Raw genomic sequence first — 26,233 nt, forward strand, 5'->3', positions numbered from 1 at the left:
CGGTCCCCCAGGTCAGTCACGAAGGAGCTCGTTGATGCTCGTCTTGCTGCGGGTCTGGGCGTCCACCCGCTTCACGATCACCGCGCAGTAGAGGCTCGGGCCCGGCGTGCCGTCCGGGAGCGGCCGGCCGGGCAGGCTGCCCGGCACCACCACGGAGTAGGGCGGCACCTTGCCCACGAAGACCTCGCCCGTCGCGCGGTCGATGATCTTGGTGGAGGCGCCGAGGAAGACGCCCATGGCGAGGACCGAGCCCTCGCCCACGATCACGCCTTCCGCCACCTCGGACCGTGCCCCGACGAAGCAGTTGTCGCCGATCACCACGGGATTTGCCTGCAGCGGCTCCAGTACGCCGCCGATCCCGGCGCCGCCGGAGATGTGGCAGTTCTTCCCGATCTGCGCGCAGGAGCCGACGGTCGCCCAGGTGTCCACCATCGTGTTCTCGTCCACGTAGGCGCCGAGGTTCACGAAGGAGGGCATGAGCACCACGCCCTTGCCGATGAAGGCGGAGCGGCGGACCACCGCGCCCGGCACGGCGCGGAACCCGGCCTCGCGGAAGCGGTTCTCGCCCCAGCCCGCGAACTTCAGCGGAACCTTGTCGTAGGCGCCGAGGCCGACATCCATCGGCGCGCTGTCCTCCAGCCGGAAGGAGAGCAGCACGGCCTGCTTCAGCCACTGATTGACGCGCCAGCCGCCTGCCCCATCCGGCTCCGCCACGCGGGCACGGCCGGAATCCAGCGCCTCGAGCGCCGCCTCGATCGCGCCCCGGTCCTCGCCCTGCGTCGCCGGGGAGAGCTCGGCCCGACGCTCCCAGAGGGCCTCGATTCGGGGCTGGAGGGCGGCGAGTTCCATGGCGAGGTCCTGATCGTCTCTGGCGAGGGGTGGCGGACCCATCGCGCGGGCGGCGCGGGCTGTCAACGCGACGTCATCCCCGCCCCGCTCCGGGATTCAGCATTCCCTAACCTTGCCGGTGCAGCCTGGGTGACGGGCAGGGTTCCCGCAGCGGGGGCCCGGGACTGCCCGGAGCTGGAGGCCGTGATGGAAGCCGAACCTGCCGTCTTGCCCCGCCGCATGGACGATGCCGCGCGGGCGAGGCTGGCGGAGCGGGCGGATACCCCGCCGGAGATGCTGTTCTTTCTGGCCAACGACCCCACGATCGCGGTGCGGGCGGCGATCGCGGCGAACGCCGCGACGCCCCCCCTGGCTGACCACGTCCTCGCTCGGGACTCGGAACCGGGGGTGCGGCGGGTCCTGGCGCGGAAGCTCGCCACCCAGGCGGCGATGCTCGATCCGGAGACGACGGACCGGCACCGCCGCGCCACCTGGGAGGCGCTGCTCCTCCTCAGCGAGGACGACGCGGTGGCCGTGCGCGCGGCGGTGACGGAGCTGGTGGCGGAACTGGCCCATATCCCCCGCCCGCTGATCCTGCGCTTGGCGCGGGACGCGGCCATGGCCGTGGCGGAGCCGGTGCTGCGCGGCTCCCCGGTGCTGGAGGAGGAGGACCTGCTCCGCCTCATCGCGGATCCACCGGTGCCCGAGACGCTGGGCGCGATCGCGCGCCGCCCCCACCTGCCCGAGGCGCCCTCGGCTGCCATTGCGGCGCGAGAGGAGGAGGTCCCGGTCGCCGCCCTGCTGGCGAACGCGACGGCCCGGATCCGGGAGGCCACGCTCCTCGCGCTGACCGCGCGCTGCGGCGCCCATCCCAGCTGGCAATCGGCCCTTGTCCGCCGCCCCGGCCTCAGCGCCGCCGTCGCGCGCGGGCTGCAGGAGGTGGTGGCGGGGGAGGCGCTGCGGATTCTCCTCTCCCGGCCGGACCTCCCCGCGGCCGGGGCGGCGGGGCCGCCGGCGGGCGCGGGCGCCGAGGTGTCGGCAAGGCCGCTTCCCGGCCCGGTGAACGAGGACGGCTTCATCACGGCCGCTCGCCAGTCCCGCCTGCCGGAATGCGCGCGGATCCTCGCGGCGCTCAGCGGGCTGCCCGGCGGCGTCGTCACCCGCGCGCTGGAGGGCCGGGACGCCCGGCTGCTCGTCGCGCTGTGCTGGAAGGCCGGGCTGTCCGGCCGTGCCGCCACCTTCGCCCAGATGCGGCTTGCGGGTAGCCCGCCGGAGGAGCTGCTGGTCCTGCCCGGCGGGGACTGGTCCATGGGGCCGGAAGCGATGCAGGACCTGGTATCCGGGCTCCTACGCCCCGCCTGAAGCCCGGTATCAGGCCTTGATGAGGGTGCCCGAGCCGCCCTCGGTGAAGAGCTCGGCCAGGACGGCGTGCGGCACGCGCCCATCCAGGATCACCGCGCCCTGCACGCCCCGCTCGATCGCGTAGATGCAAGTCTCCACTTTCGGGATCATGCCGGCGGAGATCCAACCCTCGGCGATGCCGGCCCGCACATCGGCCACGGTCATTTCCGGAATGTGCTTGCCGTCCGGCCCGCGCACCCCCGCTACGTCGGTCAGCATCAGCAGCCTCGCGGCGCCCAGGGCGCCGGCAATGGCGCCGGCCACGGTATCCGCGTTGATGTTGTAGGTCTGGCCGTCCGCGCCCACGCCCACGGGCGCCACCACGGGCACGATGTCCGCCCCGATCATCAGGCGCAGCACCTTCGTGTCCACCTCCGCCGGCTCCCCCACATAGCCAAGGTCGAGCGGGCGGGGCTGCTTCGTCTCGGGGTCGATCACCGTGCGCTCCGCCTTGCGGGCGCGGATGAGGTTGCCGTCCTTGCCGGATATGCCCACCGCGATCACGCCGGCCCGGGTGATCGCCTCCGCCACCTGCTTGTTGACCGTGCCGGCCAGGACCATCTCGACCACGTCCACCATCTGCTCGTCCGTCACGCGCAGCCCGTTCACGAAAGTGGACTGCACGTTCAGGCGCTTGAGCATGGCGTTGATCTGCGGGCCGCCACCATGGACCACCACGGGGTTCACGCCCACCTGCTCCAGCAGCGCGATGTCGCGCCCGAAGCGCAGCGCCGTGTCCTCCTCGCCCATGGCGTGGCCGCCGTACTTCACGACGATGATCTGGTCGTCGTAGCGCTTCAGGTAGGGCAGCGCGCCGGCGAGGATCGCCATCTGGTCGTGCGGGTCGGTCATGGGCGGTTCCCGGAAGGCGGCGCGTGGTGTCGCGCCCGGCCCGGGGAAGCCCATCGGGCATTCCCGGGGCCGCGCGCATCGGCGGCGGTCGTAAGGGGGCCGCCCCGGCGCGGTCAACCCGCGCAAGCGCATGGAAGCGCGGCGCCGAGCGCCCGCAACCAGCGCCCTTAGCCCCCGGCGGCTATCTCGGCCAGGGCCGCGCGGAGCTCAGGGATGCCCGTGCCCTTGCTGGCGGAGGTGGTGAGGACGACCGGGTGCGCCGCCACGCGCTTGCGCACGATCTCTGCCATCTCCGCCTGGCGCTTCTGCAGGCGCGACAGGGGCTTGGTGTCGTCGGACTTCGTCAGCACGATCTGGAAAGGCACCGCGGCCTCGCCCAGCAGATCCATGGCGGCGCGGTCGCCGTCCTTCGTCTCGATCCGGGCATCCATCAGCAGGATCACCCGGCGCAGCGTGGGGCGGCCGCGCAGGTAATCGAACATCAGCCCCTGCCAATCCGCCTTCACTGCCTTGCTGGCCTGGGCGAAGCCGTAGCCCGGCATGTCCACAATGGTGAGCGGGCTCTCCGTCCCCTCCCCCGCCGCGAAGAAGTTCAGCTGCCGCGTGCGCCCGGGCGTGTGGGACACGCGCGCCAAGCCGTGGTGCCCGGCGATGGCATTGATGATGGAGGACTTGCCGACGTTCGAGCGGCCGCAGAAGGCCACTTCCGGCGCCTCGGCCGGGGGCAGCCCCTCCAGCTTCTGGGCGGCGAAGAAGAAGTTGACGGGGCGCGCGAAGAGGAGGCGCCCCCGCTCGATCCGGGCGGCCTCCTCGGCCGCCGCGTCCGTGCCCTCGCTCACGACCCCCTCCTTCAAGACCGGGCCGCGGCCTTCTCCAGCCGCTGCGTCTCACGGTCGTGCCGGCTGATGTAGTACTGCTGGGCGACCGAGAGCAGGTTGTTCCAGGACCAGTAGATCACCAGCCCGGCCGGGAAGCTGGCCAGCATGAAGGTGAAGATGATCGGCATGAAGCTGAACAGCTTCGCCTGGATCGGGTCCGGCGGCGTCGGGTTCAGCTTGAACTGGATCCACATGGTGATGCCCATGATGATCGCCCAGGCCGGCATGTGCAGGAACTCCGGCGGGGTGAAAGGCAACAGGCCGAAGAGGTTGAACAGGTTCGTGGGATCGGGTGCGGACAGGTCGCGGATCCAGCCAAAGAAGGGCGCGTGCCGCATCTCGATCGTGACGAACAGCACCTTGTAGAGCGCGAAGAAGACGGGGATCTGGATCAGGATCGGCAGGCAGCCCGCGGCGGGATTGATCTTCTCCGCCTTGTAGAGCGCCATCATCTCCTGCTGCATCTTCGCAGGGTCGTCCTTGTTGCGCTCCTTCATCTCCTGCATCTTCGGGCCCAGGGCCTTCATCCGCGCCATGGACTGGTAGGACTTGCTGGCCAGCGGGAAGAACAGGGCCTTCAGCGCCACCGTGAAGATCAGGATGGCCACGCCGAAGTTGCCGAACACGCCGAACAGCCAGTCCAGCGCGTAGAAGAACGGCTTCGTCAGGAACCAGAACCAGCCGAAATCGACGGCCGAGTAGAAGTCCTTGATGCCGAGGTCGTTGGTATAGGCGTCCAGCAGCTTCACCTCCTTCGCGCCGGCGAAGAGGCGGGTGCCGTAGGCGGCGGTGGCGCCGGGCGCGGTGGTGACGGCACCCGTTGGCGCCACGTCCACCTGCCAGCGGTTCTGCCCGTTCTCCTGCGTCGCGCGGAAGGCGGCGTGGCTGCGGGCGGCCTGGTCGGCGGGCAGCACGGCGGTCAGCCAGTACTTGTCGGTGAAGCCGGCCCAGCCGCCGGGCCCGTCCGCTTCGAAGGCGGGCGCCCCGTTGCGGCGCTGGGCCTCCGTCCGGGCGTCGTCGTACTTCCACTCGCGCAGGCGGCCATCGACCACGCCGACGAAGCCCTCGTGCAGGATGTAGTAGCCGGCCACCTGCGGCGTGTGCTCCCGGCGCACCCGGGCCCAAGGCAGCAGCTGCACCGGCTGCTCGCCGGTGTTCACCACGCGCTGGTCGGCCGTCACCATGAAGTTGGCGTCGAGCGAGAGCGCGATCTCGAAGCGCTGCCCCTGCCCGTTGTCCCAGCGGAGCGTCACGGGGCTGGTCGGCGTCAGCGTGCCCTCGGCCGCCCACTCCGTGTTCGGGCCTGGTACGGCGGTGCGGCCATCGGCGGCCGTCCAGCCCCACTGGGCGAAGTAGGAGGCGTTGTCCTCCCGCGGGGCCAGCACGCGCACGTTCGGGCTGCCCGGCAGGATGGTCTCGCGGTAGTCGCGCAGCACCAAGTCGTCGATGCGGGCGCCGCGCAGGTTCACGCTGCCCTCCAGGCGCGGGCTCTCGATCCGGATCCGCGGGGCCGGGGTGGTGGGCGCGCCGTCGCCCGGGCCGGTGCTGGCAACGCCCGCCGGGTTCAGCGCGGTGTTGGCCTGGGGCAGCGGCTGGCCGGTGGTCTGGCTCTGCTGGACGTTCTGGGCGGCCTGTCGCTGCGCCTCGCGCGCGGGGCGGTTCCACACGTCGAAGAGCAGGAGGATGCCGATCGAGATCGCGATCGCGGCAAGGAGTCGCTTGTTGTCCATCGGTCCGGCGTTCAGCTCGTCTTGGCGGCGGGCACCGGGTCGTAACCCCCGGGGTGCCAGGGATTGCAGCGGAGGATGCGGCGCGCGGTCATCGCGGTGCCGCGCAGCGCGCCGTGCTCCGACAGGGCCTCGATCGCGTAGGCGCTGCAGTGCGGGTGGAATCGGCAATGCGCCCCGATGAAGGGGCGCAGCGTGAACTGGTAGGTACGGACGCCGATCTTCAGCGCCTCGGCGGCGATGCCCGGCCCGCCCACTGTACGGGATGTCATAGGGGCACGCCCGCCTGCTTCAGCGCGCCGCGCAGGTCTCCCTGGAGCTGCGCGAAAGGCCGGCCCCGCGTCTCGTCGCGGCCGATCAGCACGATGTCCCAGCCCTCGGGCGGCGTGGCGCCGAGAAGGAGGCGGGCAGCCTCCCTCAGGCGGCGCTTGGTGCGGTTCCGCACCACGGCGTTCCCCACCTTCTTCGTGACGGTGAAGCCGAGGCGCATCGGCCCGCCGGTCTCCGGCAGAGCCTGGAGGACCAGCCCCGGCCGGGCGGCGCGCTTGCCGCGCTGGGCGGCGCGAAGGAAGTCGCGCCGCTTCTTCATCCGGGGCAGCTTCATGCGGAGGTCCGTGTCCGGGGCATGGGAGAGGGCGCCCCGGAGGGGTTCCTCAGGCGGACAGCTTCTTGCGGCCCTTGGCGCGGCGGTTGGCCAGCACCTTGCGGCCGCCCACCGTCTCCATGCGGGTGCGGAACCCGTGCCGGCGCTTCCGGACGAGCTTGGAGGGCTGGTAGGTACGCTTCACGGCAAGGCGCTCCGTATCGGTGCTGGCCGGCCCGGGTCGTTGGGGCGGCGAGAGGTGGTCTGGTGCCCGATGGGTCCCGGCCACCCTCCGCCCCTCCGCAAGTGGGAGAGGGCGGACACGGGTAGCCGCGGCGGGACCCCCGGCGCGGGTGGCGCTGTATAGGAAGGCGTGGGCCTCCGCGTCAACCGAAGCCTTCGCCCCGATCCTATATCACGACCCAATTCCACGGCCCGCTTCCACGGCCGCTTTGCGCGGGCGGACCCCTACCCTTCCTGCCGCGCCGCGTTATGCGTGTCGCCGCCCGGCCGGGGGCCGGGGCGCCGCATCGCAGGAGGGACCATGCCGGAGACCGACATCGCCGTGATCGGCGCGGGCGAGGCCGGCCGGGGCATCGCGGCCCTGGCCCGCGCCCTGGGGCTGGGGGTCACCCTGTTCGAGCGAGGCGCCATGGGCGGGGAGGCGCCGGACCCGGCGATCGCCGCCGCCGCCCTGCGCGGCTTGGCCGCGCGCGCCGCGCTGATGCGGGATTCCCGGCGCTTCGGGCTGGGCGAGGGTGCGGTGCCGGTGGATTGGCTCGCTCTCCGCACCCACCTCGCCGCCGCCGACGCCGATGCCGCGCCCGATTCGACCGCGGCGCGGTACGAGGCCATGGGGATCGAGCTGGTGCGCGGCACGGCCCGCTTCGCCGGCCCGGACCGGGTGGGCGCGGCGGGGCGGGAATGGCGCTTCCGCCGCGCGGTGATCGCGACGGGGTCCCTCCCCGTGGTTCCCGCGCTGGAGGGGCTGGAGGTCCTGCCCTACCTCACTGAGGACACGCTGCCGGAGCTGGGCGACCGACCGGACCACCTGATCGTGCTCGGCGGCGAGCCCTTCGGCCTGGAGATGGCCCAGGCCTTCGCCCGCCTCGGCGCGCGCGCGACCCTCGTCTCCCCCGGCCCCCTCGCCCCCGGCTTCGACCGCGACATGGCGGAGGGCGTGGCGCGCGCCCTGCGGCGGGACGGCGTGGAGGTGATCGAGGGCGCTGAGCCTGCGCGGGCGGAGCGCGCCGGGACCGGCCTCGCCCTGCTCCTCGCCGACGGACGGCGGGTGGAGGGCTCCCATCTCCTCCTCGCCCTCGGCCGCGCGCCGCGGCTGGCCGGGCTGGACCTCTTCACTGCCGGGATCGCGGAAGGGCCGCTGGCCGTGGATGGCGGCCTGCGCGTGGCGGGGAACCGGCGGGTCTGGGCCGCGGGCGGGGCGATCGGGCGCCCCGGCGCCGGCGATATCGGCACCGTCGCGCGCTCCATGCTCTTCCGCCTCCCGGCCCCGGCGGCCGCGCCGGAGCCGACCCGGGCGATTCGCACGGAGCCGGCCCTGGTGCAGCTCGGGACCGTCTCCGGCGGAGGCCAGCGCTTCCGCTGGCCGCTGGCCGACACCACCCGCGGCGCGGCGGAGGAGGTCGGCGAGGGCCTGGTGACGCTCTTCGCCGATGCGGGCGGCCGGCTGGCCGGCGCGGCCCTCCTGGCGCCGGGCGGGATGGAGATGGCGGGGATGCTCGCCATGGGCCTGGGCCGGCCGATCTCCGATCTCGGCGGCGCGCCCCTGCCCCACCCCACCCTCTCGGCCGCCATCGCCCGGGCCGCGCTGGAACACCGGGCGCCCGCCCTGTCCAACCCCGCCCTGCGCTTCCTGGCAGGGATTGCGAAGCGGGTGCCCTAGGCGTTCTCTGCGCCCGACCAGATGGAGTTCTCGCCTTGAGCAAGTCCCTGGAGGGCCGCACGGCCCTCGTCACCGGCTCCACCAGCGGCATCGGGCTCGGAATCGCCCTCGCCTTCGCGCGGGAGGGGGCCAGGGTGATGCTGAACGGATTCGGCACGCCGGACGCCATCTCCGCCGCCCGCGGCGAGGTCGCCGCGATCACGGGGGCCGAGACGCCCTATTCCGGTGCCGACCTGTCGAAGGCCGAGGGCGTGCGCGCGATGTGCGCGGAGGCGGAGTCCGCGCTCGGCAAGGTGGATATTCTCGTCAACAACGCGGGGATCCAGTTCGTCTCCCCGGTTGAGGAGTTCCCGGAGGCGAAGTGGGACGCCATCCTCGCCATCAATCTCTCCTCCAACTTCCACGCCATCCGGGCGCTGCTGCCGGGGATGCGGGCCCGGAACTGGGGGCGGATCGTCAACGTCGCCTCCGCCCACGGCCTCGTCGCCTCACCCTTCAAGGCGGCCTATGTCGCCGCCAAGCACGGGGTCGTCGGGCTTACCAAGACGGTCGCGATCGAGATCGCCCGCACGCCCGTGACCTGCAACGCCATCTGCCCGGGCTTCGTCCGCACCCCGCTGGCCGAGGCGCAGGTGGGGCCGCTGGCGCAGCAGCACGGCGTCTCGGAGGAGGCGGCGCTGACCGACTTCCTGCTGGAGAAGCAGCCAAGCAAGCGCTGGGTCGAGGTGGAGGAGGTGGCCCAGATGGCGCTGTACCTCTGCGGCCCGAACAGCGGCGCGGTGAACGGCGCGGCCCTCCCCATCGACGGCGCCTGGACCGCTTCGTGAGCGGGACGGCGGACGGGAAGGACGGCAAGGAGGGGCTGCCCCCGATCGAGGGAACGCCGGCCGCCCCGGCGCTCTCCCGCCCGGCTGAACCGCACCGGATCAGCCTCGCCCTCCAGGGCGGCGGCTCGCACGGCGCCTTCACCTGGGGCGTCCTGCTGCGGCTGCTGGAGGAGGAGTCGGTCGAGGTCGCCGCCATCTCCGGCAGCTCGGCCGGCGCCCTGAACGGCGCCGCCTTCACCCAGGGCTACGCCCAGGGCGGGCGGGACGGCGCGAAGGCGCTGCTGGACCGGCTCTGGACCGCCATCGGCGCCCGCTACGCCTTCAGCCCGCTGCGCAACACGCCGCTGGAACAGCTGGTCTGGGGCCCGGACCTCAGCCACGGGCTGGCTTGGCAGGCTTTCGACACGCTGACGCGCTTCTTCTCCCCCTACCAGCTCAACCCCTTCCCCATCGAGATGAACCCTCTGCGCCGGGTGCTGGAGGAGGTGCTGGACCTGGAGGTGCTGTGCCACCACCCCGAGGCGCCGCGCCTGCACGTGACGGCCACGAACGTCCGCAGCGGCAAGCCCCGCGTCTTCTCCCGCCAGGAGGTGACGCGGGAGGCGCTGCTGGCCTCCGCCTGCCTGCCCAACCTGTTCCGCGCCGTGGAGATCGAGGGCGAGGCCTACTGGGATGGCGGCTTCATGGGCAATCCCGCCCTCTGGCCCCTCTACGAGCGCCCGGGCAGCCCGCAGGACATCGTGCTGATCGGCATCAACCCCATTTCCCGCCCGGACATCCCGCGCACGGTGCAGGAGATCGAGACCCGGGTGAACGAGATCAGCTTCAACGCCTCCCTCATGTACGAGATGCGGGCCATCGAGTTCGTCCAGCGCCTCGTGGACCAGGGCGTGCTGGTTCCGCCGCGCTACCAGCGCCTGTACGTCCACGTCATCGAGGATGAGGAGAAGATGCGCCGCTTCGGCATGACCAGCAAATACAACGGCGACTGGAACTTCCTTTCCGCCCTGCGTGAGGACGGCCGCGCCGCCGCTGAGGCCTGGCTCGCCGAGCACCGGGGGGCGCTGGGCCGGCGGGACAGCGTGGACCTTCGGGCGCGTTTCCTCTGAACCGCTGGGACAATCGGTAGTAGAGTGGGGCGCCATGCGCCTCTACCTCCTGCTCCACCAGCTCCGGGTTCCCTTCGGCTACGTCGGCAAGTTCTTCATCGTCGCCTTCGTCGCCATCCACCTGCCGCTGACCGCCGCACTGCTCCTGTTGCTGAGGGACCGGCCGGCGGACTGGACCCTCCTCTCGGTGCTCCTCACCGCCACCCTCGTCGGCACCGCGCTCTCGCTGCTCGCCCTTCGCGCCCTGCTGGCCCCGGTGCGGCTGAGCGCGGGGGCGCTGCGGGCCTACGAGGTTGACGAAGCCCTGCCCGACCTCCCTGTCGGGCTGCCGGATCTTGCCGGCCGCCTGATGACCACCACCCAGGAAACCCTGGCCAGCCTCGACACCGCCCTGACCGCCGCCCGCGGCGCCCGGCACGAGGCGCTGGAGGCGGTGCGGCGGCGAGAGCGCGCCCTGGCCGAGGTGACGCACGAGCTGAGGACGCCCCTGAACGCCGTCCTCGGCTTCGCCGAGCTGCTGCAGATGCAGCCCCACGGACCCCTCGGCCACAAGCTCTACGCCGATTTCGTGAACGACATCGCCGATGGCGGCCAGCACATGCTCACCCTCATCGAGGACGTCCAGCGCTTCGCCGCGCTGCGGGAGGGGCGGACCGCGCTGGACACGCAGCCCGTCGACCTCGCCGCCCTCGGCCAGCGCGCCGCGCGGCTGCTGCGGGCGGAGGCGGCGGGCCGCGACATGGACCTGCAGGTCCAGATCCCGCCCGGCCTCCGCGCCATGGCGGATCCCCGCTCCCTCCTGCAGATCCTGCTCAACCTGCTGGGCAACGCGGTGAAGTACGCCGGCCCGGGCTCCCGCATCACCCTGTCGGCGGAGCGGACGGGCCGCACCGTCACCGTCCGCGTCGCCGACACCGGCCCGGGCCTCTCCCCCGAGGAGCTGGCCATCGCGCTGGAACCCTTCGGCCGCGTCCAGGGCACGGGCGAGCGCGGCACCGGCCTCGGCCTACCGCTGGTGCGAACCCTGGTGGAGCTGCAGGAAGGCGAGTTCGCGCTGGACAGCGCCCCGGGCCGCGGGACAACGGCGCGCTTCACCCTTCCGGCGGCCTGATCTCCGGACTGTTCCCGGCGCTGTCCGGAGCCAGGGGGCGCTGCCCCCTGGAACCCCCGCCAAGGGCCTGAGGCCCTTGGAACCCCATCAGGCTGCCGCCGCACCGTCCTGATACGGGATCAATCCGTGACGGACTTTATCCTGCCCTTGCAGTCGCCTCGGGTCATCGACCCGAGGCGCACCGTCAGCAGGGTGAGACCAAAGCCTAGAAGAAGAAGATGGTGAGGGGTCCGGGGAGAGGAAGAATTCCTTCTTCCTCTCCCTGGCCACAGACCGGACGCGCAAGACAGGCCCGTCGTCCCGCTCACTCCGCCGCGGGTGCTGCGGCCGTGTCGATGCTCACCACCACGGACATGCCGGGCGAGAGCTGGTCGGCCAGCGGCTGGCCCGGATCGATGGCGATGCGAACGGGCAGGCGCTGCGCCACCTTGGTGAAATTGCCCGTGGCGTTGTCCGCGCGGATCACGCTGAACTCGGAGCCCGTGGCGGGGGAGAAGCGCTCCACCCGGCCGGTCAGGGCCGCGCCGCGGAGGGCGTCCACGCGGAAGGTCACGGGGTGGCCGGGCCGCATCCCCGGCAGCTGCGTCTCCTTGTAGTTCGCCACCACCCAGCGGAGGGAGGGCACGAGCGAGGTGAGCTGCGTCCCGGCGGTGGCGTACTGGCCCACGCGGGCGCCCACCTCGCCGAGCATGCCATCGCGCGGGGCCGTGACCCGGGTGTTCTGCAGGTCGATCTCGGCCAGGCGCACCGCCGCCTCGGCGGCCTGCACGGAAGCCTGGAGGTTGTCCCGGCTGGCCAGGGTCTCGGCCAGGGATTGTTGCGCCACGGCCTCGTTCGCGTGGGCCTGGTCGAGCCCGGCCTCGCCCTGGCGTAGTGCGGCGTTGAGCTGGTCGCCGGAGGCGCGGGACTGGATGTTCTGCTCGATGAGTGGGCCGATGCGGCGCAGGTCGGCGCGGGCCTTGGCCAGCACCGCCTCGGCGTTCTCCACCTGGGCGCGGGCTACCTGCACCTGCGCCTCCTTCGTGCCGCGCTGGACATCGAGGTTGCGCAGCGCCGCCTGGGTGGAGGCGAGCCCGGCGCGCGCCTGGGCGAGGCGCGCCTGGTAGATGCGGTCGTCGATGCGGGCGAGGAGATCGCCCTGCTTCACCGCCGCGTAGTCGTGCACGGGGATATCGATGACGTAGCCCGCGACCTGCGGGCTGATGACGGTGACCTGGCCGCGCACATAGGCATCGTCCGTGACCTGCACCGTGGAGGTGAAGGGCGGCAGGCGCCAGGTGTAGAGGACGAGGAGGACGGCCGCGATTCCGACGACCAGGGCGGGAAGCGTGGCGCGGGACAGGGTGGACTTGAAGGACATGGCTTTCGCGGGAGGTTCCGGGAGGGGGTTCAGGCAGGCCGGGCCGGGCCCGCGGGCGCCTGCGCGCCGCCGCGGCCGAGCCGGATGATGAGCTGGTGGAGGAGGAGGCCGAGCAGACAGAGCGCCGAGACGACGGCAACGACGAGGAAGAGGTCGTTGTAGGCGAGGACATAGGCCTCGCGGGTGGCTACCCCGCCGAGCAGGGCGGAGCCCTCCGCGCTCCGGAGGGCCGGGTCGTTCAGCACACGGGCGTAGGACGCGCCGTACGCCTGGATGCGCTGCACGACGAGGGGATCGGCCCCGGTCAGGTTCTCGACGATTTGGCTGGAGTGGAACTTCTCCCGCACCACGAGGAAGCTGCCGAGCCCCGCCGCGCCGAGCAGGCCGCCGAGGTTCTGCGAGGCAAGGAAGACCGCGAAGAAGCTCGTCAGGCGCTCGATCCCCCATTTCAGCGTGTGGGCGAAGCTCCACCCCACGGCCGGCGGCAGGAAGATCGCGCCGCCGAAGGCGACCAACCCCTGGGAGAGCAGCACGTCCTGCGGCCGGGTCAGGCTCGTGCCGTGACTCTCCAGCCAGGCGCCGAGGGTGATGAGGGCCAGCGCCACCGCCTGGATCGCGGCACGGTTCTCCGGCCTGTTGATCAGGGAGACGCCTAGGAAGCCGGCAAGGGTGGCGAGGAGGATGACCCAGAGCATCCCGGCCATGTGCTCGTTCAGTAGGCCGAGGTTCTGGAAGAAGCCGATCGCGCCCGTGGTCTGCTCCGAGAGGATGAAGCGGGAGAAGAACATGGAGCCGCCGAAGAGGATCATGTCGCGGGAGGAAAGCCAGTGCAGGTTCACCAGCGGCCGCTCCCGGTTCAGCTCGATCACGACGAGAGCCGTGAGGCAGGCGAGGCCGGCCGCCAGGCAGAGGCCGAGCCAGGAGGCCTCCGTCCACCAGTAGTAGCGGCCGAGGGTGAGCACCACCGCGATCAGGCCCATCCCGAGGATCAGCAACGGCAGGCTGACCGCGTCCACCCGGTCGAAGACCTTGGCCGAGACCGGCGGGGTGATCGGCAGGACGAGGATCCAGAAGAGGCACAGGAGGGAGAGCGCCAGCTCCACCATGTTGAGCTGCGGCCAGAGGCCGATCTCCAGCAGGTGCGGCGAGATCAGCCGGGCCAGGGGCACCGCCACCTGCGAGCCCGTGAGGCCGAGCGCGATGCCGACCGTCAGCTTGTGCCGCAGCGGCAGCGCCTCCAGCACGTAGAGGAAGGCCAGGGTGTTCAGCATCGCCCCAGCAAAGCCGGCCACGGCGCGCAGCAGCACGGCGGAGCCCAGGTCATGGACCGCGACATGGGCGATCGAGACGGCGACGAGGAAGAGGATAGCGATCTTCGCCACCCGCCGGAGCCCGAACTGCGTGCGCAGCTTCCAGAGCAGGATGGAGGCGGTGATGCTGGTGGAGCTGTACGCCGCCATCAGCCACACGGCCTCGTTCGTCGTGGCGCCGAAGGTGGCCTGCACGGCCTGCAGGTTGCCGGCCACGAGGTAGTTCCCGAGCCCCTGGGCCAACCCGAAGGTGAGCGAGGCCAGCATGTAGAGCGCGAGGTTCGGGAAGGAGATGTTCTCCGGCGCGGCGGGCGGCGCCGGAGTGGAAGGGGCGGCCGCGGCCGCGCCGGTGTCGCTCATCCCTGCCCCTCCCCGGGTGCCTTCTCGGATGCCGTGCCCAGCCCCTCCAGCCGGGCCGCGACCGTGGTGAGAACCCGCAGCGCCGTTTCGAGTTCCGCGCGGGGAATGCCGTGCAGCACCCGCTCGCGCAGCGCCTCGGAGATGCCGTCCACCTCCCGCACCACCGGGCCGGCGGCCTCGGTAAGGACGATCCGGTTGGCGCGCCCGTTTCCGGGCACGGGCTCCCGCCGGATCAGGCCCTGGCGCTCCAGCCCGTCGAGCAGGCGGACAAGGGTGGGGCCCTCCACCGAGAGCGCCTCCGCCACGTCGCGCTGCATGGCGCTGCCGCCGGACTGGGAGAGGGTGAGCAGCGCGCGGGACCGGCCGAGCGTCTGGCCGCTGCCCCGCAGCTCGGCGTCCCAGAGGGCGCGCCAGCGCTGCGTCACCCGGCGCAGGGCCGTGACGAATTCGGCGTTGAGGGTCATGGGCGGAAATGTGTGGTAGCAAGCTAACGTTAGCTAGCTACGTGAGAGCGGGGCAGCCCTGCCGAAAGACCCTGGACCGCCCGCGCACCCGCATCAGGAGAGCTGCAAGGTCAGTGCCTTGAGGTACACACTCTCGGGCAGCATGGGATGGATGGGGTGGTCCGGACCCGCCCCGGTGATGGCAAGGATCCGGGCGTCGCGCCGGGCCCGCTGCAGCCCGGCCAGCACCGTCTCCGTGAACTCGCCCGAGGGGACGTGGTGGGAGCAGGAGGCGATGAAGAGGATGCCGCCCGGCGCCACCAGCCCCGCCGCGATCCGCGCCAGGCGGGAATAGGCGCGCACGGCCTGCGGGATGTCCTTGCGGGACTTCGCGAAGGCGGGCGGGTCCGCAACCACCACGCCGTAGCGGGTGCCGGAGGCGGCCATGCGCTCCAGCGTCTCCATAGCCTCGCCCCGCACCGCCTCCACCCGGTCCTCCAGACCGTTGCGCCGGGCCGTCTCCATGGCCGTGGCCAGGGCGTGCTCGGACCGGTCGAGGAGGGTGACCCGCGATGCCCCGGCCGCCGCGGCCTGGAGGCCGAAGCCGCCCGTGTGGCAGAAGGCGTCCAGCACCGTCTCGCCCCGCGCCAGCTTCGCCACCCGGGCGCGGTTCTCCCGCTGGTCGAAGAACCAGCCGGTCTTCTGCCCGCCCAGGGGATCGACGGCGAAGCTCACCCCGCCCTCCTCCACCGTGCCCGTGGCCTCCGTGCCGCGGAGCAGCAGCGTCGCCTCCGGCAGGCCCTCGAGGGCGCGAACGGCGGCCTCGTTCCGCGCCACCACGGCGCGCGGGGCGATCAGCGCGTCCAGCGCGCGCAGGATGGCCGGCGTGGCGGCCTCCATCCCCGCCGTGTTCGCCTGCAACGCCACGAGGTCGCCGTAGCGGTCCAGGATGAGGCCGGGCAGCCCGTCCGCCTCGGCATGGGCCAGGCGGTAGTGCGGGGTGGGAAAGAGGCGGGTGCGCAGCGCCAGCGCCTCCGCTATCCGGGCCTGCCAGAAGGCGTCGTCGATCGGGGTGGCGGGGTCGCGCGCCAGCCGCCGCCCGGCGATGAGGGAGTGCGGGTTGAAGTGGTGGATCCCGTGCCGGACACCGTCATCCCCCTCCACGCGCACGGGGCTGCCGGGCGGGATGGCGCGCGCCTCCGGCGTCATCGCCACCTCGTTGGAGAAGATCCAGGGATGGCCCGCCTTGGCACGCCGGTCGCGGCCGGGGAGGAGGCGGAGGAGCGGCAGGTCTGACATGGGGGCGGGAGATAGGGGGGATCGCGTCCCGGCGCACCCCGTCAGCCACGGTTGCCGCGACGCCCCCCGCTAAATGCTGGCCGCCTTGCGCATGGCGAGGGCGAGGACGGGATCGTCGGTCGCGAAGGCATCCGGCCCAATCTCCAGCATGCGCCGGATGGCCGGGGCGCGGTTGGCCCCCCAGGCACCCACGCGCAGCCCGGCGCCGCGCAGCACCCCCAGCAGCGCGGGATCGAGCACGGCCTCGTGCGTCTCCACCATGGTCGAACCGGTCCGGCGGGCGATTGTCACCACGCCCTCCGCGCCGAGATAGCGCAGCATGACCGGCGCGAAGAGCCAGGCGACGTTCTGCAGCCCGCCGGCGGCCACGGCGGCGGACGCCACCTCCGCCTCAAAGGTGATGATCTCCGTCCGGCCGCGCAGGTCGTGCCGGTCCAGCTCGATCAGCACCCGTTCCAGCAGGGCGAGGTCCGGGCGGCCGCCGCCATCCGCCTTCACCTCCACCTGCAGCCCCGCGCGGCCCCCGGCGACGATGGAGAGAAGGTCGGACAGCCGGGGCGGCGGCTCCCCGTCGGCGGAGACGAGCTTCATCTCGGCCAGTTCGGCCGCCGTCCAGCCGGCGATCGGGCCGGTGCCGTTGCTCGTCCGCTCCAGCGTGGCGTCGTGCATCACCATCGGGACGCCGTCGGAGGAGAGGTGGACGTCGCACTCCACCGCGTCCGCCCCGGCGGCGATGGCCTGGCGGAACGCCTGGAGGCTGTTCTCCGGCCAGAGGATGGCGCCGCCCCGGTGGGCGATGATCTCGGTCATTCCGCTTCCCCGTCGCAGCGCTTGATTCGCGCGCGCCGCGCTGGGATGCTGCCCCGCGGCGGATGAAAATGTTCTAGACCCCCGTTCCCCCGCCGGGAAGGGCGGACGGATCGGCCGGACGACCCGGGGCGGCGGCCCCGGGTCGGCCCGCCCGCCAGCAACCCCGGGCGGGCAGGAACCGATGACGCTGTGCCTGGTGCTGCACGAGCTGCCCGAAGGAGGCCCCGAGGCCCTCGAGGCCGCGGTGTGGGAGCTGAGCGAGAGCCACATGATGCTCGGCGGCGGGATGCTGGTGGAGACGAGCGTCTCCGCCCGCTACCTGCTCACCCACCTGGACGGGGCGCTGCTCCGGGCCGGGCTGGAGGGGCGCCTCCTCGTCTCGGAGGTCGTGGACGGGGTGCACTCCACCGGGCTAGGGCCCGACGCGGAGGCCTGGGTGCGCGGAGTGCTGGAGGGGGCCGCCGGCTGAGGCCGGCCCTCACGGCAGGCGCGCCAGCCGCTCCCCCAGCAGGGCGAAGAACCCGTCGGCGTCCAGCGCCTCGGCCAGGGTGACGTTCGGCGCGCCGCCGCCGCGGCCCCAGCGGTCGATATGGGTGCGCCCGCGCGCCGGGCCGGGGCCGGTGTCCACCGAGGCGTGGGCGGGCGCGGCATGGAACAGCTCCGGCCGCACGAGCCAGGCGACGGCGCAGGGGTCGTGCAGCGGATGCCCCTCTCCGCCCATCCGGCGCGAGGGCGGGACGGCCGCCATGATGTCGCAGGCCGCCCGCAGGCAGGCGCCACCGCCCGCGGCACGAAGGGCGGCGATCCGCGCGGGCGTGACCAGCGCCTGCGCCGTCAGCTCCAGCGTCACCAGCGTCACGGGGATGCCGGCGGCGAGGAGGATGGCCAGCGCCTCCGGATCGCTGGCGGCGTTGAACTCGGCTGAAGGGGTCCAGTTCCCCTCCCCCCAGGCGCCGGCCATCAACACCGCCGCCGCCACCCGGTCCGCCAGCGCGGGCTCGGTCGCCAGCGCCAGGGCCAGGTTGGTGACGGGCGCGATTCCGACCAGGGTGACGGAGCCCGGCCGCGCCTCCCGAAGCACGGCGCGGATCGCGTCCGCGGCCACGGCCCGCACCGGCGGGGGGCCGGGCGGAAGGCCGATCCCCGCCAGCCCGTCCGCCCCGTGCACCGCGCCGTCGCCCCGGAACCCGCCGAGCAGCGGCCGTTCCGCGCCCGGCACCAACGGAACCACGGCGCCGGCGAGGCCGACCACCGCGCAGGCATTGTCCACCGTCCGCCCCAGCCCGGCATTGCCGCCGGACACGGTGATCAGGCGAAGGTCGACCTCCGGCGAGGCCATGGCGAGCCAGAGGGCGATAGCGTCGTCCGTGCCGGGGTCGCAGTCCAGGATCACCGCGCGACGCGCGCGCATGGAATCGGGGAGCGGCTGCAAGGCCGTGGTGCCTGGCATGCAGGGCGCGCTCCGTTGCGGGGTGACGCAGCAGAATGCCAGTTCGCCCCCGCCCCCACCAGATCGCCGCCGCCGGCAGGTGTGGCGGCGAGGTGACGGCCCGCGCCGCATGTCGCACCGGGCCGCGTCTCATTTACCGGCCCAGTTGCGGTAGGTTTAGATATTCACCTAAACCGCAACCTGTCGATTCCCACCCGTCCGGGAGCGGCCGGTCCCCGGCGGAGACGACGCCCGGCTTCCGGGGCGCGGATACCGGGGTTCGTCGCGCCACAACGGCGCCGGGCGGATGGGGGATGGCATGACAGGGTTGAGGCGGCCCGGGCACGGGCAGGGCGGAGCGTGCGGCACCCCATGATCTTCGCCTCCTTCGAGTTCCTCTGCCTTTTCCTGCCGCTCTTCTTCGCGGTCTACTTCCTCACGCCGTTCCGGTTCCGGAACTGGCCCATCCTCATCCTGTCCTGGGCCTTCTACGCCTGGTGGCGGGTCGATTTCCTGCTGCTGCTGATGTTCTGCACGATCTTCACCTTCTACACGGTGAAGGCCATGGACAGGGCGGGGCCGAAGACCCGCAAGGGCACCACGCTCTTCATCATCGGCCTCGTCGGCAACCTCGGGGTGCTCGCCTACTTCAAGTACGCGAATTTCGGCGTGGGGATGGTCAACGACGTCCGCGGGGCGCTCGGCTACCAGCCCATCCCCTGGGTCGAGATCATCCTGCCGATCGGCCTCTCCTTCTACGTGCTGCAATCCGTGTCCTACCTCGTGGACATCTGGCGCGGCACGGTGCCCATCACGCAGAAGCTGCTGGACTACGCCACCTACAAGGCGATCTTCAGCCAGCTCATCGCCGGGCCCATCGTCCGCTACGCCGAGATCAAGGACGAGCTGGTCTACCGCCCCCACACGCTGGCGCAGTTCGGCCTCGGCGCGCGGCGCTTTATGACCGGCTTCACGATGAAGGTGGTCCTGGCGGACACGGTGGCCCTGGTGGCGGACGCCGCCTTCGCCCTGCCGAACCCGACCCTGGTCGACGCCTGGACGGGCGCCATTGCCTACACGCTGCAGCTCTACTTCGACTTCGCCGGCTACTCCGCCATGGCGATCGGGCTGGCGCTGATGATCGGGTTCCACTTTCCCGAGAACTTCAACCACCCCTACCTGTCCGGCAACATTCAGGCCTTCTGGCAGCGCTGGCACATGACGCTGTCGCGCTTCCTGCGGGACTACCTGTACATCTCGCTCGGCGGGAACCGGAAGGGCGCCTTCCGCACCTACCTCAACCTGTTCCTGACGATGGTGATCGGCGGCCTCTGGCACGGCGCCAACTGGACCTTCATCGTCTGGGGCGCCTGGCACGGCGGGCTGCTGGCGATCCACCGGCTGATGCAGCAGGCGGGCTTCCCGCCCATGCCCTTCATCCTCGGCAACCTGCTGACGATGCTGGCGGCGATCATCGGCTGGGTGGTGTTCCGCGCGCACGACATGGGCAGCGCGATGACGATGTACGGCGGCATGGTCGGCCTGAACGGCGCGCCGCTGAGCGACGCCCTGGCCTGGCAGGTCACCCCGGACCAGTGGTGGACCATCCTGATCGCCGTGATCGTCGTCTACCTGCCCCTGCTCGGTCCGCGCCTGCCCTTCCAGCGGCCGCCGGAGGCGATGGGCGGCTTCTGGCGCGCCCTCTGGGTGATCGGGCCGATGGCGGGCTTCCTCCTCGGCGTCGTGCTGCTCTACAGCCGCGCGGCCGTGCCCTTCCTCTACTTCCAGTTCTGAGAGAGCGCCGATGAGCGAGACCTCCTGGAAAGGCGCCAACGCCGCCGCGGTGTTCCAGGGCGCCGCCGCGGCCCTGCTGCTGGCGATCGGCGCCTGGCAGGGGATCGCGGCGGTTGCCAGCGAGCGGGGGCAGGAGCGGCTGCGGCCGGCGCTGAACGCCGAATCCCTCCTCTCCGGCCGCTTCACCGGCGCGGTGAACCATGTGCTGGCGCACGAACTGCCGGCGGACCCGCTGCTGCGCGCCAGCGGCGGCGTGTTCCGCTACGACCTGTTCCGCTCCGGCGGGCCACAGGTCCGGGTGGGCTGCGACGACACCCTGTTCCTGACAGAGGAGCTGCGCCCCTGGCCGGGCGCGGAGGCCGCGATGGCGGAGCGCGCGGCGATCGTGCGCCGGGTGCGGGACGGCCTGGCGCAGCGCGGCATCCTCCTCACCGTCGCCCTGGTGCCGGACAAGGCGCGGGTGAAGCGGGACAAGCTCTGCGGGGCGCCCCACTCCGCCCAGGCGGAGGCGCGCTACGACGCCTTCGCGGAACTGCTGCGGGGCCAGGGGATCCAGCCCCTCCTCCTGCTGCGGCCCCTCATGGCGCGAGAGGCGCAGGGCGGCGCCTGGTGGCGCACCGACACGCACTGGAGCCAGGAAGGTGCCCGCGCCGCCGCGGCCGCCATCGCGGCCGCACTCCGCGTCTATCCCCTCTCCCGCGGCACCGCCTTCCGGACCACGGCCGCCGCCGAGGAGACGGACGGGCCCGGCGACCTGCTCCGCCTCATGAGCCTCGACCGCGTGCCGGACGCGCTGCGCCCGGCGCCCGACCGCCAGAGGCTGGAGACGACCGCGGCCGTCGAGGCGGCCTCCGGCGGCGGCGGGCTGCTGGACGAGACCCCGGCCCCGGAGGTCGCGCTCGTCGGCTCCTCCTACTCCGTAAACGCGAACTTCCACGGCGCGCTGCAGGAGCTGCTCCGCAGCCCGGTCGTGAGCGCGGCGAAGGCCGGCGGCGGCTTCGCCGGCAGCGCGAACGACTATTTCGGCGGGCAGACCTTCCGCGAGACGCCGCCCCGCCTCGTGATCTGGGAGATCCCGGAGCGCGTGGTGGGGCAGCCCCTGGGCCAGGGCGAGCGCGACCTGGCGGCCCGCTGGTGAGGTCCCGCTGGCGCCAGGAGCCCCCCGCCGCGCCCGCCATGGCGCGCGTGCGGGTCCGAGACGGCGACGAAACGCTTTGCATCCTGAACCGCTCAGTTAAATTATGAGACAAGCCTGCCGCTGCCTCGTCCCGGGAATCCTTGCCTGATGTCCACTCGCCAACCCCATTCGGCCCTGGCCGCGCCGGTGGCCAACCGGTCCGGCGGGCGGCGGATCCTGCCCGGCGGGACCGTTCTCCTGCTCGCCGCGCTCGGCGGGGCGCCCGGACTGGCCCAGTCGCCGCCCCCGCTGCCGGGCGGGCCCGCGCCCGCGACCGCGACAGCCCCGCCGAGGCCCGTTCCGGCGCCCAACCCGGCACCGGGCGCCGCCTCCCCCACCCCGGCTCCCGCGCCTTCGGCCGATGCGGGGCGCGCCGGCCCGCGCGGTGTCGCCGTGCTGATCGACCAGGCGAATTTCTGGAGCGCCCAGGGGCGGCCCGAGCTGGCGCAGCAGGCGCTGGACCGGCTGCTGACGGTGGACCCGAACAGCCCGGACGTGCTGCTGGCGGCGGCCGAGGTGGCGGCGCAGAACGGCGACCGCGCGACGGCGGAGGTCTATGTCGCGCGGCTCCGGCAGATCGCCCCGGACAGCCCGCAGCGCGCCCAGGCCGAGCTGGCGCTCCGCGCCGCCTCCGTGGACCAGGCCGTGCTCGCCGAGGCCCGCAACCTGGCCCAGGCCGGCCAGCGCGAGGCGGCGATGCAGCGCTACCGCCAGCTCTTCCCCAATGGCGAGGTGCCGGCGATCTTCGCCGCCGAGTACTACCAGACCCTGGCCGGCAGCTCCCCCGACCACTTCGAGGAGGCGCGCGCCGGGCTGGAGCGCGCCGTCTCGCGCGTGCCGGAGAACCGGCCGCTGCAGCTCGCCTACTCCCAGCTCCTTACCTACAGCGAGGCCTATCGGTTCGAGGGGCTGCGGCGCCTCCGCGCCCTCGCGGCTGAACCGACAGTGGGCGAGGCCGCGCGGCAGGCCTGGCGCCAGGCGCTGCTCTGGCTGCCCAGCGATCCGGACGCGGCCGAGGAGATCGGGGCCTATATCGCGGCCGTGGGCGGCAACGCCGATGCGGAGATCCAGGCCAAGTACAACGAGGCGAAGGCCACGGTGATCCCGGCCTCCATCACCAACCGCCTCGCCGGCTGGACCGCCATCACCGAGCAGAAGAACGCGGAGGCCGAGCGGCTCTTCTCCGCCTCCATCGCCGAGGACCCGCAGGACGCCGAGTCCCACATCGGCATGGCCATCGTCCGCAAGCTGCAGGGCCGCTTCGCGGAGGCGCGCGAGTTCTTCGCCCGCGCCGTGCAGATCACGCCCTTCCGCGAGGAGGAGTTCCGCAACAGCGTCGGCGACCTCAGCGGCGCCACGGCCGGGGGGAGTGGCGGCGGGCGCGGCGCCACCGGGGGCGGCCGTGGGGGCGGCAACTACACGAGCGACTCCTACGTCGCCTGGCAGAGCCTGAACCGGGGCCAGCTGGATCGCGCGGCCAGCAGCGCCCAGCGCGCCCTCCGCGGCAACGCGAACGAGCGGCTGCAGGGCGAGATCGTCCTCGGGATGGTCGCGCTCCGCCGTAACAACAACGCGGAGGCGGAGCGCCGCTTCCGCCGCGTCCTCGCCGCGCGCCGCAACCAGCCCGCCGCCCAGGCAGGCCTCTACGAGGCGCTGTCCCGCCAGAACCGCCTGCCCGAGGCCGACCGCTTCCTGGCCGAGAGCGGCTACCGCCCGCCCGAGGGCGGCCTCGGCACCCGCTCCAACGCCCTGCGCCAGGAGGCCGCCGCCACCCGCGACCCCGCGGCCAAGATCGCGATCCTGCGCGGCGCTATCGCCTCCGACCCGAACAGCGTCTGGCTCGCCTTCGACCTCGCCAACGCCCTCAAGGCCAATGGCCAGACGGAAGAGGCCCGGCGCCTCGAGGCGCAGCTCGCCTCCCGCCGCGGCGCCGCCGACGCCCTCTTCGCCTCCGCCCTCCTCGCCAATGCGGATGGCCGCATCGCCGAGGCGGCGGACCGGCTGGAGGCCATCCCCGACCGCGCCCGCCCGGCGGACGGCGACCGCCTGCTCGACCAGACCCGCCAGACCCTGCAGCTGCGCGACCTGGAGCGCCAGGCGCGCGGCAACCCGCAATCCGATGCCGCCCGGCGGCTGCTCGGCCTGGCCGGCCAGCCGGACCCGACCGGCCAGACCCAGGCCGGCGTGATCCGGGCCTTCAACCGCCTGCGGCAGACCGGCAACCTCGAGGCCGCCTCCCGCGCGGTGCTCGCCTCTCCCCCCGCCACCCCCGCCGGGCGCGTGGCCGCGAGCTTTGCCATGGTGGAGGCCGGCCGCACCGCCGAGGCGGAGTCCCTCATCGGCGGGCTGGCCGGGAACAGCGGCCTGACCCGCGAGCAGCGCCAGCAGGTGGCGACCATCCGCGGCAATGCCGCCGCGGCCGCGGCGGAACGCCTCACGGCCCGCGGCGACCAGCGCGGCGCCATGGAACGTCTCTCCCGCGCGCTGGACGACGCACCTGACAACCCCGACGTCCAGCTCGCCGCCGCCCGCGTCATGGCCCGGTCCGGCCGGGCCGACGAGGCGCAGCGCGTCGCCGAGGGCATCCTTGGCCGCGACCCGGACAACGTCGCGGCCCGCGCCGTGGCGGGGGAGGCGGCGGTCCTCAACAACGCCCTCGGCCGGGCCGAGCAGATCCTGTCGGAAGGCCGTGCCCGGCGCGCGGACGGGCTGCAGATGGCCCTGCTCGAGGCGCAGATCGCCCGCGCGCGGCGCGATCCCGTCCGCGCCCGCGAGGCGCTGGAGGAGGCTGCCCGGCTGCGTGGCGCCCAGCTTCGCGCCAGCACGCGCTGAGGCGCGAGGCAGCGGGAAAGTCGGGTCGGTCGTCCCCGGGGCGGCATGACTCGGCCGCCCCAGCTCTCCGGGATGGCACCCTGGCGATCAGAAGCGATGGTGCGTCCGGGCCGGCCTCGGGCACCTGCCGCACCGGCCTGACGCGGCGCTCCGGCATGGGCGGCGCGTGCTGCCTCGCGCCCGCCCCAGGACATGACTGCGGGGCGTGGCTTCGGTTGGGCGATTTCGGCAACTAACGCAGCGGGACCCGCTCGAAGCGTTGCCCCCATTAGGTCCGGGAGGAGGAAGAGCTCTCTCCTCCTCCCGGTACAGGCGGTTCGCGCGGAGCGCGACGCCCGGTCAGCCCCGCCAGCGCGCGGTCGTGTCGCGGCTGATGAACGAGACGAGGTTGCGGCCGTCCGGGCGCATCAGCCAGATGCTGTACATGCCGCCCGCCTCGAGCCCGGAGAGCTGGAAGGCCGGCGCGGACTGGCCGGGGCTGCAATCCGCGCGGATCTCGGCGGTGACGGGGTTCACGCTGCGCGCCTTGGCGGTGCCGGGCGCCACCTGCTCCAGCACGGCCGGCCCGTTCGGCGCCAGCACCGCGGAGGCGGAGGCGCAGTCCGTGGTGGCGTTGTAGAAGCTCAGCCGGGAACGGGCGCGGTTGAAGTCCGCCTGGTCCACCACGGGCTTCATCACCAAGCTGTTGCCCTGCACCTGCACGAGCACGGTGTTGAAGGAGCCGGACTCGAACTTCAGCGCGGCGCGGCCGGTGCGGCTGCCGGCGCTGGCCTCCACCACCATCTCACGCCCGCCGGTCACGCGCTGCGCGACGGCGAAGGGGGTCACGCGCTCCTCCGGCTTCGTGCCCAGGCGCGCGGCCGGCAGGAAGGCCGGGCGCAGCGCCACCTCCTCGCCGAGCGTGTTGACGAAGCGGACATAGGCGGAGTCGGGCGGCGGCTGCGGGTCGTAGACCGCGGCCTGCCCCTGGGCCAGGCCGGGCCCGGCCGAGGCGGCGAGAAGGGCGGTGGCGGCCGCGGCGGCGCCGAGGCGACGGCGCATGGAGCGGGCGGGCATCACGCGCCCACCCCGCGGCGCAGGTCGGCGATGAATTTGTCGGCCGACATGGCGTTCTGGGACCAGCCGCCGCTGCTCGGGCCCGTGCTGAGGTCGAGTTCGAGATGAGTCCAGATGATCACCTTGGGCCTCTGCTGCTTGAAGAGATCGCTCGAGAGATACTGCAGGATCGTCGCCCAGGGGCCGACATTGTTCGGCTTCCAGAAGAGCGAGACCGGCCGCATCAGCTGGTTGGAGAGGATGGGCTGAAACAGGTAGCGCGGCTCGACGTAGCTGTTGCCGATCAGCGCCACGTCGGCCGTGTCGTCCGCGATGAGGTCGTTCTGGGAGCCGGAGGAGGCGATCTCCCGGATCTGGTAGGGCTCCACCCCGTACCCGTCGCGCTGCGCCGCGGGCAGCAGCCGCACCAGGTCCCCGCGCGGGTACTGGCGGTTCACCAGCGCGGTCACCTGGGTGCCGGGCCGGCTGCTCGGCGGCAGGGTCGGGCCGACGGCCTTCGCCATTTCCACGGCCGCGATCTCCGCCCCCATCGGCGTCCAGTGCGAATCGGTCTTGAACCAGAGCTGGACGGAGGGCTGCCGGGCGCGGAAAGCGGCCTGCACGTCCGGCACGATGGCGCCGGCGCGGCGGAACTCGCCCGCCGCAATGCCGTAGCGGCGCTCCAGATCGGCCTGGAACCGCACGTTCGAGGGCAGGAACTGCCGGTAGAGCACCGTCTTGGACGGGATCAGCAGCATCGCGACCTGGATCCCGGCGCCGCGCAGGATGCCGATCGCCTGGCTGATCACCGAGGTCGCCGCGCGCATGTTGTCCAGCGGCGCGTCGTTCGCCCGGTCCCACGCCCCGAACAGCCACCCGTCGGTGCCGGCGATGACGAGGCCGGGGGCCTGGGCACGCGCGACGGAGGCGGAGAGCGCGGCCGCGCCCGCCCCGAGGAGGAGGGAGCGTCGCGCCGTGCCGGAAGAGGGCTGGGGCTCAGGGGTCGTCATGGGTGAGGGCTGCCCGGATGGAAGGGATAAGGGATCCCGCGGGGCGGGATCGTGGAGAGGATCGGGCCGCGCCGGACGGTTCCGGAACAGGTCACGGGTCGCATCCTGCCCCCTTCGCCGCGTGCCACGCATGGCCGGACGTTATTCGCCGCCCG

At 72.9% G+C, this 26,233-nt stretch carries 24 protein-coding genes; 9 read left to right on the forward strand and 15 right to left on the reverse strand.

The features are described 5' to 3' along the window. Positions 1-12 precede the first annotated feature (12 nt). Complete coding sequence (gene dapD, locus VQH23_RS22080; RefSeq protein WP_338662819.1) at positions 13-849, reverse strand: 2,3,4,5-tetrahydropyridine-2,6-dicarboxylate N-succinyltransferase; 837 nt, start codon at positions 847-849, stop codon at positions 13-15. Positions 850-1,035: 186 nt separating this feature from the next. On the opposite strand from dapD, the gene VQH23_RS22085 reads away from it, so the two are divergent. Then, complete coding sequence (locus VQH23_RS22085; protein ID WP_338662820.1) at positions 1,036-2,190, forward strand: DUF2336 domain-containing protein; 1,155 nt, start codon at positions 1,036-1,038, stop codon at positions 2,188-2,190. Between the two features lie 9 nt (positions 2,191-2,199). On the opposite strand, the gene argB is transcribed toward VQH23_RS22085, so the two are convergent. The 6 genes from argB to rpmH form a co-directional block, all read right to left on the reverse strand. After that, positions 2,200-3,081, reverse strand: coding sequence for an acetylglutamate kinase (gene argB, locus VQH23_RS22090; protein ID WP_338662821.1), 882 nt, complete (start codon positions 3,079-3,081; stop codon positions 2,200-2,202). A 167-nt stretch (positions 3,082-3,248) separates the two neighbouring features. Further along, the gene (gene yihA / locus VQH23_RS22095) at positions 3,249-3,920 is read right to left on the reverse strand and encodes a ribosome biogenesis GTP-binding protein YihA/YsxC (RefSeq protein WP_338662822.1); all 672 of its coding nucleotides are present in this window, start codon (positions 3,918-3,920) and stop codon (positions 3,249-3,251) included. 11 nt (positions 3,921-3,931) lie between these two features. Beyond that, positions 3,932-5,689 carry a membrane protein insertase YidC gene (gene yidC / locus VQH23_RS22100; RefSeq protein ID WP_338662824.1) on the reverse strand — a complete coding sequence of 586 codons (1,758 nt, stop codon included), beginning with the start codon at positions 5,687-5,689 and terminating at the stop codon, positions 3,932-3,934. Between the two features lie 11 nt (positions 5,690-5,700). Further along, positions 5,701-5,958 (reverse strand): membrane protein insertion efficiency factor YidD, encoded by a 258-nt coding sequence (gene yidD / locus VQH23_RS22105; RefSeq protein WP_338662825.1) that lies wholly within the window; start codon positions 5,956-5,958, stop codon positions 5,701-5,703. Then, positions 5,955-6,290, reverse strand: a complete 336-nt coding sequence (gene rnpA, locus VQH23_RS22110) for a ribonuclease P protein component (RefSeq protein ID WP_338662826.1) — start codon at positions 6,288-6,290, stop codon at positions 5,955-5,957. Before rnpA ends, yidD begins: the two co-directional genes overlap by 4 nt. A 49-nt stretch (positions 6,291-6,339) precedes the next feature. Next, on the reverse strand, positions 6,340-6,474 hold the full coding sequence (rpmH, locus tag VQH23_RS22115) for a 50S ribosomal protein L34 (protein ID WP_257716152.1): 135 nt from the start codon (positions 6,472-6,474) through the stop codon (positions 6,340-6,342). Between the two features lie 339 nt (positions 6,475-6,813). On the opposite strand from rpmH, the gene VQH23_RS22120 reads away from it, so the two are divergent. From VQH23_RS22120 to VQH23_RS22135, 4 genes are read left to right on the forward strand one after another with little or no spacing between them, the layout of a single operon-like run. Beyond that, positions 6,814-8,172 (forward strand): FAD-dependent oxidoreductase, encoded by a 1,359-nt coding sequence (locus VQH23_RS22120; protein WP_338662827.1) that lies wholly within the window; start codon positions 6,814-6,816, stop codon positions 8,170-8,172. A gap of 35 nt (positions 8,173-8,207) precedes the next feature. Continuing rightward, positions 8,208-8,999, forward strand: coding sequence for a 3-hydroxybutyrate dehydrogenase (locus tag VQH23_RS22125; protein ID WP_338662828.1), 792 nt, complete (start codon positions 8,208-8,210; stop codon positions 8,997-8,999). Beyond that, entirely contained in the window at positions 8,996-10,108 is a 1,113-nt protein-coding gene (locus tag VQH23_RS22130; RefSeq protein ID WP_338662829.1) for a patatin-like phospholipase family protein, read from the forward strand. Before VQH23_RS22125 ends, VQH23_RS22130 begins: the two co-directional genes overlap by 4 nt. A gap of 34 nt (positions 10,109-10,142) precedes the next feature. Beyond that, positions 10,143-11,219, forward strand: coding sequence for a HAMP domain-containing sensor histidine kinase (locus tag VQH23_RS22135; RefSeq protein ID WP_338662830.1), 1,077 nt, complete (start codon positions 10,143-10,145; stop codon positions 11,217-11,219). A 304-nt stretch (positions 11,220-11,523) separates the two neighbouring features. Here the strand turns inward: VQH23_RS22135 and VQH23_RS22140 are convergent, their stop codons facing one another. From VQH23_RS22140 to VQH23_RS22160, 5 genes are all read right to left on the reverse strand, one after another. Further along, on the reverse strand, positions 11,524-12,579 hold the full coding sequence (locus VQH23_RS22140) for an HlyD family secretion protein (RefSeq protein ID WP_338662831.1): 1,056 nt from the start codon (positions 12,577-12,579) through the stop codon (positions 11,524-11,526). A 29-nt stretch (positions 12,580-12,608) separates the two neighbouring features. Further along, positions 12,609-14,249: an MFS transporter gene (locus VQH23_RS22145; protein WP_338662832.1), complete on the reverse strand. Its 1,641-nt coding sequence runs from the start codon at positions 14,247-14,249 to the stop codon at positions 12,609-12,611. Continuing rightward, on the reverse strand, positions 14,246-14,713 hold the full coding sequence (locus tag VQH23_RS22150) for a MarR family transcriptional regulator (RefSeq protein WP_338662833.1): 468 nt from the start codon (positions 14,711-14,713) through the stop codon (positions 14,246-14,248). The genes VQH23_RS22145 and VQH23_RS22150 overlap by 4 nt, the downstream gene beginning before the upstream one ends. A 93-nt stretch (positions 14,714-14,806) precedes the next feature. Continuing rightward, complete coding sequence (locus tag VQH23_RS22155; protein WP_338662834.1) at positions 14,807-15,991, reverse strand: class I SAM-dependent rRNA methyltransferase; 1,185 nt, start codon at positions 15,989-15,991, stop codon at positions 14,807-14,809. Positions 15,992-16,060: 69 nt separating this feature from the next. Beyond that, positions 16,061-16,801, reverse strand: a complete 741-nt coding sequence (locus VQH23_RS22160; protein ID WP_338662835.1) for a glycerophosphodiester phosphodiesterase family protein — start codon at positions 16,799-16,801, stop codon at positions 16,061-16,063. 181 nt (positions 16,802-16,982) lie between these two features. On the opposite strand from VQH23_RS22160, the gene VQH23_RS22165 reads away from it, so the two are divergent. Further along, positions 16,983-17,270, forward strand: a complete 288-nt coding sequence (locus VQH23_RS22165; RefSeq protein WP_338662836.1) for a hypothetical protein — start codon at positions 16,983-16,985, stop codon at positions 17,268-17,270. 9 nt (positions 17,271-17,279) lie between these two features. Here VQH23_RS22165 and VQH23_RS22170 read toward each other — a convergent pair whose 3' ends face one another. Beyond that, the gene (locus VQH23_RS22170; protein WP_338662837.1) at positions 17,280-18,251 is read right to left on the reverse strand and encodes a nucleoside hydrolase; all 972 of its coding nucleotides are present in this window, start codon (positions 18,249-18,251) and stop codon (positions 17,280-17,282) included. Between the two features lie 351 nt (positions 18,252-18,602). Between VQH23_RS22170 and VQH23_RS22175 the strand changes: the two genes are divergently transcribed. The 3 genes from VQH23_RS22175 to VQH23_RS22185 all read left to right on the forward strand — a co-directional run bounded on the left by VQH23_RS22175 (position 18,603) and on the right by VQH23_RS22185 (position 24,033). Beyond that, entirely contained in the window at positions 18,603-20,024 is a 1,422-nt protein-coding gene (locus VQH23_RS22175) for an MBOAT family O-acyltransferase (RefSeq protein ID WP_338662838.1), read from the forward strand. A gap of 10 nt (positions 20,025-20,034) precedes the next feature. Further along, positions 20,035-21,162, forward strand: coding sequence for an alginate O-acetyltransferase AlgX-related protein (locus VQH23_RS22180; RefSeq protein ID WP_338662839.1), 1,128 nt, complete (start codon positions 20,035-20,037; stop codon positions 21,160-21,162). 147 nt (positions 21,163-21,309) lie between these two features. After that, entirely contained in the window at positions 21,310-24,033 is a 2,724-nt protein-coding gene (locus VQH23_RS22185; protein WP_338662840.1) for a tetratricopeptide repeat protein, read from the forward strand. 339 nt (positions 24,034-24,372) lie between these two features. Here VQH23_RS22185 and VQH23_RS22190 read toward each other — a convergent pair whose 3' ends face one another. Both VQH23_RS22190 and VQH23_RS22195 read right to left on the reverse strand, forming a co-directional pair. Then, positions 24,373-25,089: an ABC transporter permease gene (locus VQH23_RS22190; protein ID WP_338662841.1), complete on the reverse strand. Its 717-nt coding sequence runs from the start codon at positions 25,087-25,089 to the stop codon at positions 24,373-24,375. Further along, positions 25,089-26,078, reverse strand: a complete 990-nt coding sequence (locus VQH23_RS22195; RefSeq protein WP_338662842.1) for an alginate O-acetyltransferase AlgX-related protein — start codon at positions 26,076-26,078, stop codon at positions 25,089-25,091. Before VQH23_RS22195 ends, VQH23_RS22190 begins: the two co-directional genes overlap by 1 nt. Positions 26,079-26,233 lie beyond the last annotated feature (155 nt).

It is taken from the genome of Pararoseomonas sp. SCSIO 73927 (assembly GCF_037040815.1).
In the GTDB taxonomy this organism is placed as follows: domain Bacteria; phylum Pseudomonadota; class Alphaproteobacteria; order Acetobacterales; family Acetobacteraceae; genus Roseomonas.

Bases quoted from the DNA above. Each gene is read 5' to 3' on its own strand.
- dapD (WP_338662819.1), bottom strand. From the start codon at position 849: ATGGAACTCGCCGCCCTCCAGCCCCGAATCGAGGCCCTCTGGGAGCGT.
- VQH23_RS22085 (WP_338662820.1), top strand. From the start codon at position 1,036: ATGGAAGCCGAACCTGCCGTCTTGCCCCGCCGCATGGACGATGCCGCG.
- argB (WP_338662821.1), bottom strand. From the start codon at position 3,081: ATGACCGACCCGCACGACCAGATGGCGATCCTCGCCGGCGCGCTGCCC.
- yidC (WP_338662824.1), bottom strand. From the start codon at position 5,689: ATGGACAACAAGCGACTCCTTGCCGCGATCGCGATCTCGATCGGCATC.
- yidD (WP_338662825.1), bottom strand. From the start codon at position 5,958: ATGACATCCCGTACAGTGGGCGGGCCGGGCATCGCCGCCGAGGCGCTG.
- rnpA (WP_338662826.1), bottom strand. From the start codon at position 6,290: ATGAAGCTGCCCCGGATGAAGAAGCGGCGCGACTTCCTTCGCGCCGCC.
- VQH23_RS22120 (WP_338662827.1), top strand. From the start codon at position 6,814: ATGCCGGAGACCGACATCGCCGTGATCGGCGCGGGCGAGGCCGGCCGG.
- VQH23_RS22135 (WP_338662830.1), top strand. From the start codon at position 10,143: ATGCGCCTCTACCTCCTGCTCCACCAGCTCCGGGTTCCCTTCGGCTAC.
- VQH23_RS22140 (WP_338662831.1), bottom strand. From the start codon at position 12,579: ATGTCCTTCAAGTCCACCCTGTCCCGCGCCACGCTTCCCGCCCTGGTC.
- VQH23_RS22145 (WP_338662832.1), bottom strand. From the start codon at position 14,249: ATGAGCGACACCGGCGCGGCCGCGGCCGCCCCTTCCACTCCGGCGCCG.
- VQH23_RS22150 (WP_338662833.1), bottom strand. From the start codon at position 14,713: ATGACCCTCAACGCCGAATTCGTCACGGCCCTGCGCCGGGTGACGCAG.
- VQH23_RS22155 (WP_338662834.1), bottom strand. From the start codon at position 15,991: ATGTCAGACCTGCCGCTCCTCCGCCTCCTCCCCGGCCGCGACCGGCGT.
- VQH23_RS22160 (WP_338662835.1), bottom strand. From the start codon at position 16,801: ATGACCGAGATCATCGCCCACCGGGGCGGCGCCATCCTCTGGCCGGAG.
- VQH23_RS22165 (WP_338662836.1), top strand. From the start codon at position 16,983: ATGACGCTGTGCCTGGTGCTGCACGAGCTGCCCGAAGGAGGCCCCGAG.
- VQH23_RS22170 (WP_338662837.1), bottom strand. From the start codon at position 18,251: ATGCCAGGCACCACGGCCTTGCAGCCGCTCCCCGATTCCATGCGCGCG.
- VQH23_RS22175 (WP_338662838.1), top strand. From the start codon at position 18,603: ATGATCTTCGCCTCCTTCGAGTTCCTCTGCCTTTTCCTGCCGCTCTTC.
- VQH23_RS22180 (WP_338662839.1), top strand. From the start codon at position 20,035: ATGAGCGAGACCTCCTGGAAAGGCGCCAACGCCGCCGCGGTGTTCCAG.
- VQH23_RS22185 (WP_338662840.1), top strand. From the start codon at position 21,310: ATGTCCACTCGCCAACCCCATTCGGCCCTGGCCGCGCCGGTGGCCAAC.
- VQH23_RS22190 (WP_338662841.1), bottom strand. From the start codon at position 25,089: ATGCCCGCCCGCTCCATGCGCCGTCGCCTCGGCGCCGCCGCGGCCGCC.
- VQH23_RS22195 (WP_338662842.1), bottom strand. From the start codon at position 26,078: ATGACGACCCCTGAGCCCCAGCCCTCTTCCGGCACGGCGCGACGCTCC.